The organism is Blastococcus sp. TF02-09, assembly GCF_003319105.1.
Taxonomy (GTDB): Bacteria; Actinomycetota; Actinomycetes; order Mycobacteriales; family Geodermatophilaceae; genus Blastococcus.
Window position 1 is genome coordinate 57,855 of the sequence record NZ_QOHH01000014.1, and the last position, 16,471, is coordinate 74,325.

General features: G+C 73.9%; 12 protein-coding genes. 3 read left to right on the forward strand and 9 right to left on the reverse strand.

Annotation, left to right across the window (positions count from 1 at the left end; translation table 11 throughout):
- Nucleotides 1-66: 66 nt before the first annotated feature.
- The 7 genes from DQ239_RS18220 to DQ239_RS18250 form a co-directional block, all read right to left on the reverse strand.
- Nucleotides 67-1,731, reverse strand: coding sequence for a methyl-accepting chemotaxis protein (locus DQ239_RS18220; RefSeq protein WP_113835836.1), 1,665 nt, complete (start codon nt 1,729-1,731; stop codon nt 67-69).
- Nucleotides 1,732-1,823: 92 nt separating this feature from the next.
- Entirely contained in the window at nt 1,824-3,329 is a 1,506-nt protein-coding gene (locus tag DQ239_RS18225; protein ID WP_113835837.1) for a chemotaxis protein CheW, read from the reverse strand.
- Nucleotides 3,330-3,339: 10 nt separating this feature from the next.
- Nucleotides 3,340-6,150, reverse strand: a complete 2,811-nt coding sequence (locus DQ239_RS18230; protein WP_113835838.1) for a PAS domain-containing methyl-accepting chemotaxis protein — start codon at nt 6,148-6,150, stop codon at nt 3,340-3,342.
- Between the two features lie 108 nt (nt 6,151-6,258).
- A complete protein-coding gene (locus DQ239_RS18235; protein ID WP_113835839.1) occupies nt 6,259-7,062 on the reverse strand; it encodes an HAD family hydrolase in 804 nt (267 codons plus the stop codon).
- On the reverse strand, nt 7,055-7,981 hold the full coding sequence (locus tag DQ239_RS18240; RefSeq protein ID WP_113835840.1) for an HAD family hydrolase: 927 nt from the start codon (nt 7,979-7,981) through the stop codon (nt 7,055-7,057). The genes DQ239_RS18235 and DQ239_RS18240 overlap by 8 nt, the downstream gene beginning before the upstream one ends.
- Nucleotides 7,978-9,273, reverse strand: coding sequence for a serine--tRNA ligase (gene serS, locus DQ239_RS18245; RefSeq protein ID WP_113835841.1), 1,296 nt, complete (start codon nt 9,271-9,273; stop codon nt 7,978-7,980). The genes DQ239_RS18240 and serS overlap by 4 nt, the downstream gene beginning before the upstream one ends.
- Before the next feature lie 41 nt (nt 9,274-9,314).
- Nucleotides 9,315-12,152, reverse strand: coding sequence for a response regulator (locus DQ239_RS18250; protein WP_113835842.1), 2,838 nt, complete (start codon nt 12,150-12,152; stop codon nt 9,315-9,317).
- 108 nt (nt 12,153-12,260) lie between these two features.
- Between DQ239_RS18250 and DQ239_RS18255 the strand changes: the two genes are divergently transcribed.
- The 3 genes from DQ239_RS18255 to DQ239_RS18265 are packed head-to-tail and all read left to right on the forward strand — an operon-like array spanning nt 12,261 to nt 15,213.
- The gene (locus DQ239_RS18255; protein WP_113835843.1) at nt 12,261-12,647 is read left to right on the forward strand and encodes a response regulator; all 387 of its coding nucleotides are present in this window, start codon (nt 12,261-12,263) and stop codon (nt 12,645-12,647) included.
- Nucleotides 12,644-13,708: a HEAT repeat domain-containing protein gene (locus DQ239_RS18260; RefSeq protein WP_113835844.1), complete on the forward strand. Its 1,065-nt coding sequence runs from the start codon at nt 12,644-12,646 to the stop codon at nt 13,706-13,708. Before DQ239_RS18255 ends, DQ239_RS18260 begins: the two co-directional genes overlap by 4 nt.
- The gene (locus DQ239_RS18265; protein ID WP_113835845.1) at nt 13,708-15,213 is read left to right on the forward strand and encodes a glycosyltransferase; all 1,506 of its coding nucleotides are present in this window, start codon (nt 13,708-13,710) and stop codon (nt 15,211-15,213) included. The genes DQ239_RS18260 and DQ239_RS18265 overlap by 1 nt, the downstream gene beginning before the upstream one ends.
- A gap of 1 nt (nt 15,214) precedes the next feature.
- On the opposite strand, the gene DQ239_RS18270 is transcribed toward DQ239_RS18265, so the two are convergent.
- Nucleotides 15,215-15,580: a hypothetical protein gene (locus DQ239_RS18270; RefSeq protein ID WP_113835846.1), complete on the reverse strand. Its 366-nt coding sequence runs from the start codon at nt 15,578-15,580 to the stop codon at nt 15,215-15,217.
- Entirely contained in the window at nt 15,567-16,421 is an 855-nt protein-coding gene (locus tag DQ239_RS18275) for a hypothetical protein (RefSeq protein ID WP_113835847.1), read from the reverse strand. The genes DQ239_RS18270 and DQ239_RS18275 overlap by 14 nt, the downstream gene beginning before the upstream one ends.
- Nucleotides 16,422-16,471 lie beyond the last annotated feature (50 nt).

Genomic DNA, 16,471 nt, shown 5'->3' on the forward strand with positions numbered 1-16,471 from the left:
CCTCCCTCACCGTGCACCGTGAGGGAGGACGCTCGACGATCAGGTCACCTGATCCCGGCTCGCGCCTCAGACGGTGAAGCGGGCGACCGCCTGCTGCAGCTCACCGCTCATGCGGGCCAGGTCCGCCGCGGCGGCCTGCGCGTCGTCCACCCGCTGGTTGGTCTCCTGCGTGCCGGCGGCCAGCCCCGAGATCGCGGCCGCGATGCCCTGCGTGCCGTTGGCGGCCTCGGCGACGTTGCGGTTCATCTCGTTGGTCGTCGCCGTCTGCTCCTCGACGGCCGCGGCGATGGTCGCCTGGAAGTCGTTGATCTCGGCGATGACCGTGGAGATCTGGCTGATCGCCTCGACCGCCCCGGCGGTGTCGGCCTGGATGGCCTCCACCCGCTGGGAGATGTCCTCGGTCGCGCGGGCCGTCTCCTGCGCCAGCTCCTTGACCTCGCTGGCGACGACCGCGAAGCCCTTGCCCGCCTCACCGGCACGGGCGGCCTCGATGGTCGCGTTGAGCGCCAGCAGGTTGGTCTGCTCCGCGATGCCGTTGATCAGCTTGACGACCGTGGCGATCTCCTGCGAGGAGTCGCCGAGCTTGCCGACCGTCCGGGTGGTGCTCTCCGCGACCGTCACGGCCTGACCGGCGACGCGGGCGGCCTCGGTCGCGTTGTGCGCGATCTCCCGGATCGCCGACTCCATCTGCGCGGAGCCGGTGGCCACCGTGTCGACGCTGGCGGCGACGGCACCGGCCGAGGCCACGACGTCGTCGGCCTGGTCGGCGGCGGTGCGGGCGTTCTGCGAGATGCCCTCGGCCGCGCCGTTCAGCTGCGAGGAGGCGGTGGCCAGGCGGGTGGAGCTGTCACCGACCAGGAGGAGCACGTGGCCGATCGCGTCGAGGGTGTCGTCCAGCGACTGCGCCATCTCGCCGAGCTCGGCGCCACCGGTCCGCCCGGCGCGCACGGTGAGGTCACCGGCGGCGACCTGCCCGAGGACCTCGCGGATGCGCTGCATCGGGCGGGTCACGCCTCGGGAGACGACGATCGCGAGCAGCACCGAGATCGCCAGGCCGACGGCGATGATGACGAGGGTGAGCGTGCGGCCGGTCGCGTAGGCGTCCTCCGCCTCGTCCGCCGTCGCCTGGGCGCTGTCGGCCGCGGAGGCGGTGGCGGCGGCGATCGACTCGGAGATGACCGCTTCCTGCTCGTTCATGCCGGCGAGCAGCTCGCCGAGCCGGGCCGGGCTGGTCGCGGAGGCGCCGCTGGCCGTCGTGCCGGCGGCGACGAGCTCGGTCAGGTAGCCCAGGTAGGTGTCGACGGCGGTCTCGAAGCGGTCGAACTCCGCGCGGGTCGCGTCCGCGAGCGGCATCGCGGCGACGGCGACCCGCTGCTCGGCCATCTGCTGCTGGAGCTCGGTGGCCCGCTCCCGGTACTTCACCCGGGACTCCTCGGGCAGGGCGGCGATGTTCGCCCGCGCGGTGGAGGCCGACATCGCCCACCAGTCGACCTGCAGCTGACGAAGACCGTCGAGCGGGACGGCCCCGTCGTCGTAGACCCGCTGCGCTTGATCGCTCAGGACCGACATGCGCTGGACGCCGAAGGCGCCGACGCCCACGGTGGTGAGCGCGACGACGAGGATGGCGCCCAGCATCCGGCTGCGCAGCCCGAAACGGCTGCCCCCAGGCGCGTCCGGGCCCGTTCCCGGGACGGCCCCGGTCGCGGTCGGGAGGTCGGGCTCGTGCTCCATGTCTTCCTGCTCTCCTGTGGCGGGCGGACTGCTCGCACGCCCTATCGGTCTGATGCGGTCGTTGTTGAGCCGATTCCTGTCCGACCGGCCGGTCATCCGACCGGAGCCGGCTGCGGGAGCGCGGTCGACTGCCGGCCCGCCACGGCCCGGCGGGCGACCGCGCGCAGGTCGAGGTCCGGGAGGAGCCGGTCGTTCGCCCCCACCTGCACCAGGGGCGACGTCCGCAGCGTGGCACCCCGCTCCCCGGGATCGCCGGTCGTCTGCTGGTCGTCCCGCCAGGTGAGCGGGTCGATGGTGCGCAGCCCCTCCACCGCGAACGCGACGGCCGCTCCGTCGACCCCCACGAGCAGGAGGCAGGACGTGGCCGTCGGAGCCCGCTGTCCCCGGCCCAGCAGCTGCGACAGGCAGTACACCGGGACCGCCGAGCGGCGGTGCACGATGACGCCGAGCTGCCCCTCGACAGCGGTGTCGGTGAGCGAAGCGGGGAAGGGCAGGATCTCCATGACCTGCTCCAGCGGCACCGCGACGTCCACACCGACGGAGAAGGTCAGGTAGCTCGGGGCCCCGTGGGCGGCGGCCACGGCAACCGCCCCGGCCGTGGTGTCCCCGGGTGCGGGCCCCGTGGCGACGGCGGTGTTCACCGAGGCGAAGCCGGCCAGCTCCGGATCGGCCTGCAGCGCCTCCCCGGAGAGGACCAGGCAGTCCCCGACGTGCTCGATCTCCACGATGCCGGTGACCAGGTCGGGCCGGGCGGTCGCGTGCGCCGGGAGGGCGAGGACGTCGGCGACCGGCACCGGGGCGAGCTCCAGCAGGTCGCTGAGGGCGAGGACGACGTAGCCCGAGGCGAGCTCCAGCACCAGGCCCGCCCCCAGGTCCTCGGGCCGCATCTCCCCCAGCCCGAGGAGCACCAGCGGGTCGACCACCGGCACCTCCCGGTCCGCGTACGGGATGACGCCGCGGCAGGCCGGACCGGACAGGACCGAGGCCTGCACGTCGGGCGTGGGCAGCGTGGTGTGCACGTGGACGGCGTCGACGGCGAACCGGTGGCCGCCGCAGCGGACCACGGTCAGGGTGCGCAGCTCGCCGGCACCGCGTCCCGCGACGGCCGCGCTCTGCCGGGTCACGTCCTCCACCGTCGGGACACCCGGGCGGCCGAGCAGGGCGGCGGCGTCGAGCACGCTGTGCGCCCGCCCGGTGTCGGGGTGGCGGAAGGTGTGCGAGAAGAGCAACTGGCTCCCGTGCGTCCGCGCCGCGACGAGGGCCGCCGCCGGCAGCCTGGTCACGCCGCGCACCTCGTCCGCCAGCAGCCCCAGCACCTGCCCCTGGTGGGCGACGACGACCACCACCTGGTCGGGACGGCGGTCGTCCTCCCGGCCGATGAGCGGCCGCAGGTCGACCACCGGCAGCACCAGCCGGCGCAGCTCGATGGCGCCGAGCAGTCCGGGCGCCGACGCCGGGAGCCCGGCCAGCTCCCGGGGGCAGGGCACCACCTCGCGCAGGGCGGACAGCGGCAGCGCGACGTCCATCCCCGCCAGGCGCAGCAGCCCGTAGACGACGTCGTCGGCAGCGTCCGCCGCGACCACCGGACCGGTTCCCATCGAACCGGCCTCAGGACGCCGAACGGGCGAGCTCGGCGATGAGCTGGTCCACCGCCGAGGACGTCGCCTGCTGCTCCTGGGTGGCCCGGGAGATGTTCTTGATCGCCTCGTTGGTGCGGGTGACCCCGCCGACGATCTGCTCGAAGGCCGCCTCGGCCCGCCGGGACACCTCCGAGCCCTGCTCGACGCGCTCGGCGGACTCCTCGATCAGCTTGCCGATCTGCTGCGCGGCGTCGAACGACCGCTCGGCCAGCTTGCGCACCTCCCCGGCGACGATGGAGAACCCGACGCCGTGCTCGCCGGCCCGCGCGGCCTCGATGGAGGCGTTGAACGCCAGCAGGTTCGTCTGGTTGGCGATCTCCCCCATCACCCGGACGATCTCGGTGATCGCGACGGAGGACTTCTGGATCAGCCCGATCGCTTCGAGCGACGCCCGCAGCGCCTCGACGCCGCGCTCGGCGTTGCCCTGGGTCTCGTCCGCCAGACCGGTCGCCGTCGCCGAGTTGCGGGCGACGCCCTCGATGGAGGCCGAGAGCACGCCCACGAGCTCGGTCATCTCCCGGGCCCCGGCCTCGACTGCCTTCTCCCTGGTCACCGCGTCGGTGACGTCGTAGGCGTACTTGACCACCTTCACCGGCTTGCCGTCGAGGTCGAGGATCGGGTTGTAGGTGGCCTGGATCCAGACGTCCCGGCCGAACTTGCCGCGGCGGTGGAACCGCCCGGCGATGACCTCCCCCTTGGCGAGGGAGAGCCACAGGTCGCGGTACTCCTGCGTGCGGACGTAGTCGTCGTCGCAGAACTCGCTGTGGTGGTGGCCGATGATCTCGCGCAAGGAGTAGCCCATGGTGCGCAGGAAGTTGTCGTTGGCACCCAGCACGTTGCCCTCGAGGTCGAACTCGATCACGGCCTGGGCGCGGTCGACGGCGTCCACCCGGGCCTCGACCTCGGCCCGCCGGGTCTTCTCCTCGGTGACGTCCATGGCGAACTTCACGACCTTGAACGGCTTGCCGGACTCGTCGAGGATCGGGTTGTAGGTGGCCTGGATCCAGACGTCCCGGCCGTCCTTGGCCACCCGGCGGTACTCGCCGGCGTGGAAGTCGCCGTTGGCGAGCTTGCGCCAGAACTGGCGGTACTCGTCGGAGGCGGCGTAGGCGGGCTCGCAGAACATCGAGTGGTGCTTGTCCTGCACCTCGCCGGCGCTGTAGCCCAACGTCTGGAGGAAGTTCCGGTTGGCGGCCAGCACCGTGCCGTCCAGGTCGAACTCGATCACCGCCTGCGCGCGCTCGATGGCCGCGACCTTGCCCAGGAACTCGGCCGTCCGCCGCTTCTCCCGGGTGATGTCCGAGGCGAACTTCACGATCTTGAGCGGGCGTCCGTTCTCGTCGAGGACGGGGTTGTAGGTGGCCTGGAGCCACACCTCCCGGCCGTCCTTGTCGAAGCGCCGGAACTCCCCGGCCTCGAACTTCCCCTTGCCCAGCTGCTCCCAGAACTCCGCGTACGCGTCCGACGCCGCGTAGGCGGGGTCGACGAAGATGCGGTGGTGCTTGCCGCGGATCTCCGGCAGCGTGTAGCCGACCGCGTCGAGGAAGTTCTGGTTGGCCGTGAGGATGCGGCCCTTGACGTCGAACTCGATCACCGCCTGGGCGCGGTCGATGGCGGCGACCTTGCCCTTGTAGTCGGCGTTCTGCAGCTTCGCCTCGGTGATGTCGGTGGCGAACTTGACCACCTTGAGCGGCCGGCCGGTGTCGTCGAGGATCGGGTTGTAGGTGGCCTGCAGCCACACCTCGCGACCGCCCTTGGCCAGGCGCCGGTACTCGCCGCCCTCGAACGCTCCGGCCGCCAGCCGCTCCCAGAACTGGGCGTACTCGTCGCTGCTGACCAGCTCGGGCTCGCAGAACATGCGGTGGTGGCGGCCCTGCACCTCGTGCAGCGCGTAGCCCATCGACTCCAGGAAGTTCTTGTTGGCGGCGAGCACCGTGCCGTCGAGCCCGAACTCGATCACCGCCTGGGCACGGTCGATCGCCGCCACCCGGCCGCGGAACTCGGCGTCGGCCAGCTTGGCCGACGTGATGTCGCTGGCGAACTTGACGATCTTCAGCGGGCGGCCGGACTCGTCGAGGACCGGGTTGTAGGTGGCCTGCAGCCACACCTCGCGGCCGCCCTTGGCCACCCGCCGGTACACCCCGCCCTCGAACAGGCCCTTCCCGAGCCGGCCCCAGAACTGCGCGTACTCCTCACCGGCCGCCTGCACCGGGTCGACGAACATCCGGTGGTGCTTGCCGGTGATCTCCTGCAGCCGGTAGCCCATCAGGTCCAGGAAGTTGCGGTTGGCCGAGAGCACCGTGCCGTCGAGCGCGAACTCGATCACGGCCTGGGAGCGGTCCATCGCGAGGACCGCACCACGCTGCTCGGCCGCCTCGACCATCGCGTCGGTGATGTCGCTGGCCAGCTTGACGATCTTCACCGGCTGTCCGGCGTCGTCGAGGACGGGGTTGTAGGACGCCCGCTGCCACACCGTCCGGCCGTCCTTGGCGCGCCGCTTGTAGACGCCCGACTCGAAGGCGCCACCGGCCAGCCGGCGCCAGAAGTCGGCGTACTCGGTGCTCGCGGCCAGTTCCTCGTCGCAGAACATGCTGTGGTGCCGGCCCTGGATCTCCGCCAGCTCGTAGCCCATGAGGGCGAGGAGGTTATCGTTGGCGGTGAGCACCGTGCCGTCGAGCGCGAACTCGATCACCGCCTGCGAGCGGTGGATGGCCTCCACCACGCCGCGCATTTCCTCCAGCGCAGCATCGGTGGTGCGCGGGCTGGGCGATGACGGCATGGTGACGCTCCGGGTATCCGCTGGTCAGGACACCTGCCCTATCGGCGGGTTCGAGCGTCACTGGCACCACATCGGATGGTGCGCCATCCACCGGGGCGGCGCCGCGGGCTACAGCGAGGCCAGGAACGCGGCGACGCCGTCCTCGTCGTTGCCGCCGGTGACGTCGGTGGCGACGGCGAGCAGGTCCGGGTGCGCGTGCGCCATGGCCACCGCGCGGCCACCGCCGTCGCGCACCCACTCGAACGCGGCGATGTCGTTGGGCATGTCGCCGAACACGACGACGTCCTCCGGCCCGATGCCGTGCCGGGCGGCGACGGTGGCCAGCCCCGTGGCCTTGGTGACGCCGGGCGCGGAGATCTCGGCCAGGGCGTCGCTGGAGGAGTGGGTGACCGTCGCCCGGTCGCCGACGACCTCCTCGATGAGCTCGACGAACGCGTCCGGCGTCATCGACTCCGAGCGGGCCAGCAGCTTGGCCACCGGTGCCGCGGTCATCTCCTCCAGCGTGGCGACGGCGACGCCGGGCACGTCGACGTCCCACCGCGGCCGGTAGACCGGCTCGTGGCGGAACTCCCAGCCGTACTCGACGGCGAACCACATGGTCGGCTGCCGCTCGCGCAGCGCGTCGGTGAGGGCCTGCAGCGTCGTGGGGTGCAGCGGCTCCTCGTGCCGGATCTCCATGGACTCCAGGTCGAGCAGCACCGCGCCGTTGCAGCAGACGGCCGTCCCGGTGCCCAGCACCTCCCGGATGCGGTGCATCCAGCGCGGCGGCCGGCCGGTCGCCAGCACGAACGGCACGCCCTCGGCACGCCAGCGGGCCACCTCGGCGACCGTCGCCTCGCCCACCGTGTCGTCGGAGCGCAGCAGCGTGCCGTCCATGTCGCTGGCGATCAGCCGCGGCCGCCAGTCAGACATCGCGCAGCACCGCCTCCAGGTAGCGGGCGACGCCGTCGACCTGGTGCCCGCTGGTCAGGTGACCGGCCAGCGCGCGGACCGAGGGGTGGGCGTTGGCCACGGCCACCGCCCGGCCGCCGGCGTCCTGCACGGCGCTCAGCATCGGCAGGTCGTTGGGCATGTCACCGAAGACCAGGACGTCGCCGAACCCCACGCCGTACCGGTCCAGCGCCAGCTGCAGCCCGCTGGCCTTGGTGATGCCCGGGGGCAGCACCTCGATGAAGCCCAGACCGGCGTGCGTCAGCTCGGCGTCGGCCGGGTCCACGACCGACCGGGCGCGCGCGAGGAGCTCGTCCTGGTCCAGCGTGGCCGAGCGCAGGAAGACCTTGAGGACGGCGCCCGGCGGCAGCACCTCGCCCCGCTCCAGCAGCTGGGACGGCTCGGGGTAGGGCCAGTCGAAGCCGTGCTGCACCCGCAGCCGGGCGTGCACCTGGCCCTGCTCGGCGGCCTCCTCGACGGCCAGGGTGACCTCGCCGGCGGCCTGCTCGATCTGCTCGATGACCCGCACGGCCCGGTCGCGCGGGAGCGCCACGGCGCGCAGCACCTCGTCGCGCTCCAGGTCGACGACGAAGCCGCCCTGCGAGAGCACGGCGATGCCGCGGTGGTCCAGGGCCGCCTTCACCGTCTCGAGCAGCCGGGGACCGCGGCCGGTGACGCCGACGACGGGGATGCCGGCCTCCCAGCAGGCGTCGAGCGCCGCGCGCGTGCGCGAGGTGACCAGGCCGTCGGCGTCGAGCAGCGTGCCGTCGAGGTCGCTGGCCACGAGCTTCGGGCGCCACGGATCGTGCGTCCCGCCCACGGCGTCGCCGAGCTCGACCACCCGCTCGGCGCCGTCCAGGATGCCGTGCGCCCGGATGGCGCGCGGGGGGCGCTCGGTCATGCGGTGGGCACCGGCGGGACCAGCGTCATGCCCGGCGTGAGCGTCTCGACCCCGCCCAGCCAGGGGCGCAGCGCAGCCGGCACGTGCACCGAGCCGTCCGCGCGCTGGTGCACCTCGAGCAGGCAGGCGATGGTGCGGGCGATCGCGCACAGCGTGCCGTTGAGCGTGGCCGCGGTCTGGTTCCTCCCGTCCGCGTCGCGGTACCGGATGTTCAGCCGCCGGGCCTGGAAGGTGGTGCAGTCCGACGTGCTGGTCAGCTCGCGGTAGGTGCCCTGGGTCGGGAACCACGCCTCGATGTCGTACTTGCGCGCGGCGCTGGTGCCCAGGTCACCGGCGGCGATGTCGACCACGCGGTAGGGCAGCTCCAGCGCCTGGAGGAACTCCTCCTCCCACTGCAGCAGCCGCAGGTGCTCGGCGGCCGCGTCCTCGGGTGCGCAGAAGCTGAACATCTCGACCTTGTCGAACCAGTGCACGCGGATGATGCCGCGGGTGTCCTTGCCGTAGGAGCCGGCCTCGCGGCGGAAGCAGGACGACCAGCCGGCGTAGCGCAGCGGCCCGGCGGACAGGTCGAGCACCTCGTTGCTGCGCATGCCGGCGAGCGCGACCTCCGACGTCCCGACGAGGTACAGGTCGTCACGCTCGATCCGGTACACCTCCTCGTCGTGCTCGCCGAGGAAGCCGGTGCCCTCCATCGCGCTGGGCTTCACCAGCGCCGGGGCGACGACCGGGGTGAAGCCGGCGGCGACGGCCCGGCTGATGGCCAGCTGGGCGAGCGCGAACTCCAGCAGCGCCCCCGGGCCGGTGAGGAAGTAGAACCGCGAGCCCGACACCTTGGCGCCGCGCTCCATGTCGATCGCGCCGAGGCCCTCGCCGATCTCGATGTGGTCGCGCACCGGGAAGTCGTAGATCGGCACGTCGCCGACGGTCCGCAGCGTCACGGCGTCGTCCTCGCCGCCGGGCGGGACGTCACCGTGGACGACGTTGGGGATGCGCAGGTGCACCTCGCGCAGGGCGGCGTCCGCCTCGCGCTCGGCCTCCTCCGCCTGCTTCACCTCGGCGGCCAGCGCCTTGGCCCGCTCGAGGACGGCCGGGCGCTCCTCCGGCGTGGCCGTCCGGACCGCCTGGGAGGCGGCCTTCTGCTCGCCACGCAGGTCGTCTCCGCGCCGGGCCGCCTCGCGACGGGCGACGTCGGCGGCCAGGAGCGCGTCGACCAGGGACTCGTCGGCACCCCGGGCGCGCTGGCTGGCACGGACGAGGTCGGGGTTCTCGCGCACGAGTCGCAGGTCGATCACGTGCCCGATCGTACGGAGCGGCCGCGCCGGACCGCCCGAGGTCAGTGCTGCGCCGCCAGCAGGGACGACACGGCCGCCTGCACCCGCCGGCCCTCGTCCTGCAGCCGGCGCAGCGCCAGGTCCAGCTCGGGGGTCGCGCCCGTGCCGGCCTGGAGGACCTGGCACAGCTCGGCCATCCGGACCGCACCCATCGCGGCGCTGCTGCCCTTGAGCCGGTGCGCCAGCCGGGGCACCGACTGCTCGTCGTCCTCGGACCAGGCGCCGCGCGCGGCCGCGTCGGCCAGCGCCGCCAGGGTGTCGGGCAGACCGTCGGCGTAGGTGCCGTAGAGGTGCGCGAAGGCCTCGGTGCCCAGGTCGCGCAGCTCGTCGACGGTCTCACCGTCCAGGACGTCGTCCCGGACGACGTCCAGCGGCTCACCGGACCGGGGCACCGGAAGCGCGGGGACCGGCGCCGCGGCCGCGGCCGGGGTCGGAGCCGGGGCCGAGATCTGCCCGGCCGCCGGGACGATGCGCCGCAGGGTCGCGTCCAGCGTGGCCAGGCGCACCGGCTTGGTGAGGAACTCGTCGGCGCCCGCGCCGAGGAAGGCCGTGCGGTCGCTGGCGAGCACGCTGGCGGTGACGGCGACGATCCGCGGCTGGTCGATCGGCAGCCGGCGGATGACCGTGGTGGCGTCCACCCCGCCCATCACCGGCATCTGCGCGTCCATGAGCACGACGTCGTAGGCCCGCTCCTGCACCGCCGCGACCGCCTCCTGACCGTTGGCGACGCGCTCGCAGTCGTGGCCCAGCTGCCGGAGGTACAGCCCGATGAGGTGCGCGTTGACCTCGTGGTCCTCGGCGACCAGGACGCGGAGCCGCTGCTCCCCGGCCGGCTCCCCGAGGGCCCCCACCGGTGCCGGCGCCGACCCGGCACCCGGCCGGAGGAGGGCCAGCAGGGTCTCGTGCAGCCGGGCCGGGCGGACCGGCTTGTGCAGCCGGACGTCGAACGGCACCGACCCGGAGGGGTGCAGCACCGTCGAGCTGCTGAGCAGGACCAGCGGCGTCCCCGCGGAGACCGGGTGCGCCCGCAGCCGGGTGGCCAGCTCCTCGCCGTCCATGTCGGGCATGTGCAGGTCCAGGAGGAAGGCGTCGAAGCGTTCCCCGGCGTCCACCAGCGCCAGCGCCTCCGCGCCCGACCCTACCAGCACCGCGTCGGCGCCGAGCGACTGCAGCTGGTGCTCGACGATGCGCAGGTTGGTCTGGTTGTCGTCGACGACCAGCAGCCGGCGGCCGACGAGGTCGCTCGACACGCCGCTGTCCGGCGCGGCGTCGGCCGGGGTCAGGCGCACGGTGAGGGTGAAGGTCGAACCGGCCCCCAGGTCGCTGTACACGGTGATCTCCCCGCCCATCGCCTGCGCGATCCGCTGGCTGATCGCCAGGCCGAGGCCGGTGCCCCCGTAGGACCGGGTGATCGAGGCATCCCCCTGGCTGAACGACCGGAACAGGCGCTCCTGCTGCTCGGCGGAGATCCCGATCCCGGTGTCGATGACGGCCAGCCGGCACAGCATCGTGCCGTCGTCGGCCAGGTCGCCGTCGCTGGAGAGGACGACCACGACCTGCCCCTGGGCGGTGAACTTCACGGCGTTGCCGACGAGGTTCAGCACGACCTGGCGGAGCCGGGCGGCGTCGCCGAGCACCCGCCAGCCGCAGTCGCCGGGGATGTCGACGAGCAGGTCCAGCCCCTTGCCCGCGGCCTGGGGGGCGAGCAGCTGGGCGACGTCGTAGACGACCTCGTCGAGCTCGAACGGGGTCTGCTCGAGGTCGAGCTCGCCGGCCTCGATCTTGGAGAAGTCCAGGATGTCGTTGATCAGCATCAGCAGGCTGTCGCCGCTGCGGGACACCGTCTCCAGGTGGCTGCGCTGCTCGGCGGTGAGCTGGGTGGTCAGCAGCAGGTCGGTCAGCCCGAGGACGGCGTTGAGCGGCGTGCGGATCTCGTGGCTCATCGTTGCGAGGAACGCCGTCTTGGCCTGGCCGGCGCGCTCGGCGTCGTCCCGGGCGGTCACCAGCTCGCGCTCGCGGGCCTCGACCAGGGCGTTGCGGTCGTGCAGCGCCTGCCCGAGCGCGTTGACGTCGCCGGCGATGTCGCGCAGCTCCGCCGGCCCGTACTCGGGGACGCGGCGCAGCACGTCCCCGGCGGTGAGCGCGGCGAGCGTCTCGCGCACCCGCTGGGTGGGGGGCAGCAGCGTCTCGGCGAGCTTGCGGTTCGCCCGGCGGACGGCGACCGCGACGGCCGCCGTGACGGCCAGGCCGAGGGCGGCGCCGGCGATCACGACGGCGCGCTGGGAGGCCAGCGCGTTGCGGCGCTGCTCCTCCACCAGGACCCGCGCCTCGCTCTCCACCTCGCGGTAGGCGTCGAACCGCACCTTGTCCCGGTTGAGCAGCTCGTCGAGGGCTGCCATGTCACCGACCGCGGGCTGCCACCGCAGCACGGGCCGGGCCCACTCGGTGAGGAAGCGCCACTCCGCGGCCTGGAGCTCGGCGAACGCCTCGGCCAGCTGGGGGTCGTCGGCCATCAGCCGCTCCAGCGTCTCGTCGGCCGCGGCCAGGTCGGCCGAACCCTTGACGTAGGGCTCCAGGAAGCGGGACTCGCGCGTGACCAGGAAGCCGCGCAGCGACGTCTCCTGGTTGAGCATCGCGATGTGCCCGTCCTGGAGCGCGCTGAGCATCTCGTTGGAGCGGTCCACGCGATCACCGAGCACGGTCAGGACCACGACGGCCAGGCCGACGGTCGTCAGCGCGACCGCCGTGAGCGCGGCCAGACCCACCGTCAGCGGGCGGCGCAGCAGCGCCCGGAGTGGCCGTGCGTCGTGGTGGGCACCGCGGGACGTGGAGAGGGGCACTCCCGGCTTTCGGCCGCCGACCTCCCGGTGTGAAGGCGAGCCGGCGCTACAGCTCCGGGTCGGACGTGCCGATGCCGGTTGTGCCCCACTCTTCCCGATCGGAGTCCCATGAGCCACGTCCTGGTCGTCGACGACGACCCCGTCATCGCCGACCTCGTCGCCTTCCGGCTGGGCCGGCTGGGCCTCGAGGTCTCGGTGGAGTCCGACGGGGAGGCCGGCCTGGCCGCCGCCCGTCAGCTGCGCCCGGACCTGGTGGTGCTGGACTGGATGATGCCGCGGATGAACGGCCTCGAGGTCTGCGCGGCGCTGCGTTCGGACGCCGACCCGGCGCTCGCCCGCACCCCGGTGCTGCTGCTCACCGCCAAGGCCCAGGAGCCCGACCTCGAGCGCGGCTTCGCCGCCGGCGCGACGGATTTCGTCGCCAAGCCGTTCAGCACGCGGGAGCTCATCAGCCGCGTGACCGCCGCGCTGCCGCCCGGCAGCATCCCGGCGTGACCGCGCTGCCGGGCCCCGTGCTGATCACCAGCACGGCGGTGACCGGCCTGGTCGTCCTGCTCCTCCTCTCGGTCGGCGGGGCGCACCTGGCCCGCCGTCGCCGCGAACGCCGCGACCTGGCCCGTCGCGCCGAGCTCACGCCGCTGGTCTACACCCTCCTCGACGGCGAGCAGACCGCCGCGTCGCTGGCCGACGCACCCGCCGTGCTCGACGAGGTCGTCCTGCACCTCCTCCCCCAGCTCCGCGGCAACGACCGGCAGGTCCTGCGCGACCTGCTGCTCGCGCGCGGCGTCGTCGACCGGGCCGCCGAGCAGTTGTCGGCCCGCGCCCCGTGGCGCCGCGGCCGGGCGGCGATGCTGCTGGGCGCCACCGGCAGCACGCGCTACACCCCGGACCTCGTGACCCTGCTGGAGGACCGCTCCTCCGACGTCCGCTCCGCCGCCACCCGGGCCCTCGGCAAGGCCGGCGACGTCGCGGCCGTGCCCTACCTGCTCGCGTCGCTGGGCTCGGCGCGGCCGGTGCCCTCCGGCATCGTCGGCATGGCCCTGCTCGACCTCGGCACGGCCGCGCTCCCCGCCCTGCGCTCCGCGCTGGAGTCCGGTGCCGCACCCGCCCGCGCGACGGCCGCCAGCCTGCTCGGCCTGCACGGCGACCTCCCCGCCGTGGCCGCCCTCACCACCACCCTCGACGACGCCGGCGCGCCGACCGAGGTGCGCCTCGCCGCGGCCGGTGCTCTCGGCCGCATCGGCGCGCCCCAGGCCGCCGACGCCCTCGCCCGGGCCACCGTGCTCGCCGTCGATCCCGCCCTGCGCGCGACGGCGGCCGAGGCGCTGGGCCGCATCGGCGACCCCGACTCCGTGCCGGCGCTGGCCGCCGGGATGACCGCGGCCGACCTGCGCGTGCGCACCGCCTGCGCCGACGCGCTGGCCTCCATCGTCCCCGAGGGCCGCGCGCGGCTGGGGCTGCTCGGCGCCTCCGCCGGTCCGGCCGCGCCCGTCGCCCGCGCCGCCCTGGACGCCGTGTCCGCGGACTCCCCGCGCGCCCTGGCCGGAGCACGCTGATGAGCGATCTCCTGCTGGACGCCCTGCAGCCCCTGCTGAACGTGCTGATGAGCGAGTTCCTGCTGGACGTCCTGCTCGTCTCCGGGTGGGTGCTCACCGGCCACGTCGCCCTGTTCCACCTGGTCACGCTGCTGCTGGTGCTCGCCGGTGCGCGACGGGTCTGGCGCAACCGCCACTGGCGCGGGGTGGAGGGCCACGACGAGACCTTCGCCAGCCCGCTCACCCCCGCCGTCTCCATCCTCGTGCCCGCGCACGACGAGGAGGCCGGCATCCTCGACACCCTCTCCGCCGCGCTCGGGCAGAAGTACCCGGCGCTGGAGGTGGTGCTGGTCGACGACGGCTCCACCGACCGCACCTTCGCGCTCGTCGCCGAGCGCTACGCGCTGCGCGAGGTCACGCCACGGCCCACCGCCGACTTGCCCGTCGACGGCGAGATCCTCTCCGTGCACCGCGCCACCACCGGCGACCCGCTGCTGGTGATCCGCAAGACGAGCGTCGGACGCCGGTCCGACGCCCTCAACGCCGCCCTCAATCACGCCCGCCACCCCCTGGTCTGCATGGTCGACGCCGACTCGCTGCTGGAGACCGAGGCGCTGCTGCAGGTCTCCCGCCCCTTCGTGGAGGACCCGGACCAGGTGGTCGCCTCCGGCGGGGTGATCCGGGCGGCCAACGGCGCGCGCACCGACCGCGGGACGATCCTGGAGCCGCGGCTGTCCCGGCGCTGGGTCGTGCGCGTGCAGGTGCTGGAGTACCTGCGCTCGTTCCTGCTCGGCCGCACGGGCTGGGCCGACGCGCAGGCGCTGCTCATCATCTCCGGCGCCTTCGGCCTCTTCCGCCGCGACGTCGTCCTCGAGGTCGGGGGCATGGATCCGCTCTCCCTGGCCGAGGACGCCGAGCTGGTCGTCACGATCCAGGAGCACCTGCGCCGCAACCGGCGTCCGCACCGCGTCGTGTTCGTCCCCCAGACGGTGTGCTGGACCGAGGTGCCGGAGAGCTGGACGGTCCTCGGCCGGCAGCGCACGCGCTGGTCGCACGGCCTGGCGCAGCTGCTCTGGAAGCACCGCCGGATGATCGGCAACCCGCGCTACGGCCCGATCGGGCTGCTGGCCATGCCGTTCTTCCTGCTGTTCGAGCTGCTCGGTCCGGTCTTCGAGCTCGTCGGCGTCGCCGGCGTCCTCGCCTCGATGGCCGTGGGCCAGGTGCCGCCGGCCGTCGCCGGGGCGCTGCTGGTCCTCGCCATCGCGCTCGGCGTGCTGCTGTCGGCCACGGCGATCGCGGTTGAGGAGCTCACCTACCACCGCTACGGCCGCGGCCGCGACCTGCTCGCGCTCATGGGGACCGCGGTCGTGGAGCACCTCTGGTTCCGCTGGGCCCACTCGTGGTACCGGCTGTGCGGCCTGGGTGCGGCGCTCGCCGGCCGGAGCCCGGTGTGGACGGCGATGCCGCGGGTCGGCTTCTCCGCGGAGCCCGCGCCGGCCGAGCGGCTGGTGCCTGTCGGCCCCTGAGTCAGGCGGCCGGGCAGCCGGGCGCGCTGACCTCGGCGAACTGGCTGATCAGCTCCGGGGAGCCGGCCAGCGCGTCGTGCCACTTCTTCCACTGCTCGTGGGTGAAGCCCGCCTCGGCCAGCCGGGCGTCGAGGTCGGTGGTGAAGGCCTGCTCGTCGGCGTGGCTGGCCAGGTCGACGGTGCACTGCCGGGCCCACTCCACCTCGGCCAGGCGGCGGGTGGTCGCGTCCGCGGTGGTGGCCGTCGGCGTGGCGGCGGTCGAGGCCTCGGCCGTGGCGTCCGACCCGCAGCCCGCGGTGCCGCCGAGCAGCGCCAGCGCGGCCAGCGAGACGACGGCGCGCGCCAGGCGGCGGTCACTGCACGACAAGGGTCACCGTCCCGGGTGCGGTCCGCGGCGCCGCCGCGGTGTACGAGATGGTGAGCGGCACCGTGTAGGTGCCCTTCGCCAGCGCCGTCGCGTCGAAGCGCAGGCCCACCTGGTCGGTGGTGCGCCCGATGATCCCGGTGCCGCCGGCGGGGCGGCTGACCGTCCCGTCGCCCGGGTAGCCGACCTTCAGGCCCGGGGGGAGCGCGCCGGCGCGGACGGTGACGTCGGCGAGATCGGCCTGGCCGGCGGTGAAGGCCAGCGGCGCGAAGGCGTTGCTGCCCGCCTTGACGGTGACGCTGGTGGTGTCCTGGGTGAACGCCGGTCCGGTGGCGGGCACGACCGGCACGGTCACCGTGGACGTCAGGGTGTACCGGCGTTCCTTGCCGTCGTTGCCGCCGCCGTTGTTCTTGCACTGCCCGTTGTCGCCGCAGTTGTCCACGTACGTGGAGGTCAGCGTCACCGGGAAGGAGGACTGCTGGGTGTAGGGCACCCGGACGCGGAAGGCGGTGAAGTCACGCGTGCCGCTGACCAGGGTGTCGGAGCCGTAGAGGGAGGTGTCCGAACCACCCCGGGTGGTCGGGTAGCTGACGGTCACCCCCGCCGGGGCCTTCACGGTGGTCGACCACTCGGTCACGCTGCGGTCGCCGGTCCACACGACGGACAGCCAGGCCGACTGCCCGGGCACCACCGGGGCGGTCTGGGCGGTGACGGGACGGACACCGGTCTTGTCGGTGTCCGCGGACGCCGGCGCGCTGCCCAGCAGCGGGCCCACCAGAGCGGCGGCCAGGACGGCGACGACGGCCGCGCCGCGCCGTCGTCCGGACCTGCGCGCTGCTGCCATGGCGTCACCACCGTCCGATCAGGTCGACAGGGCAGAGGCGCCCTCGGCCC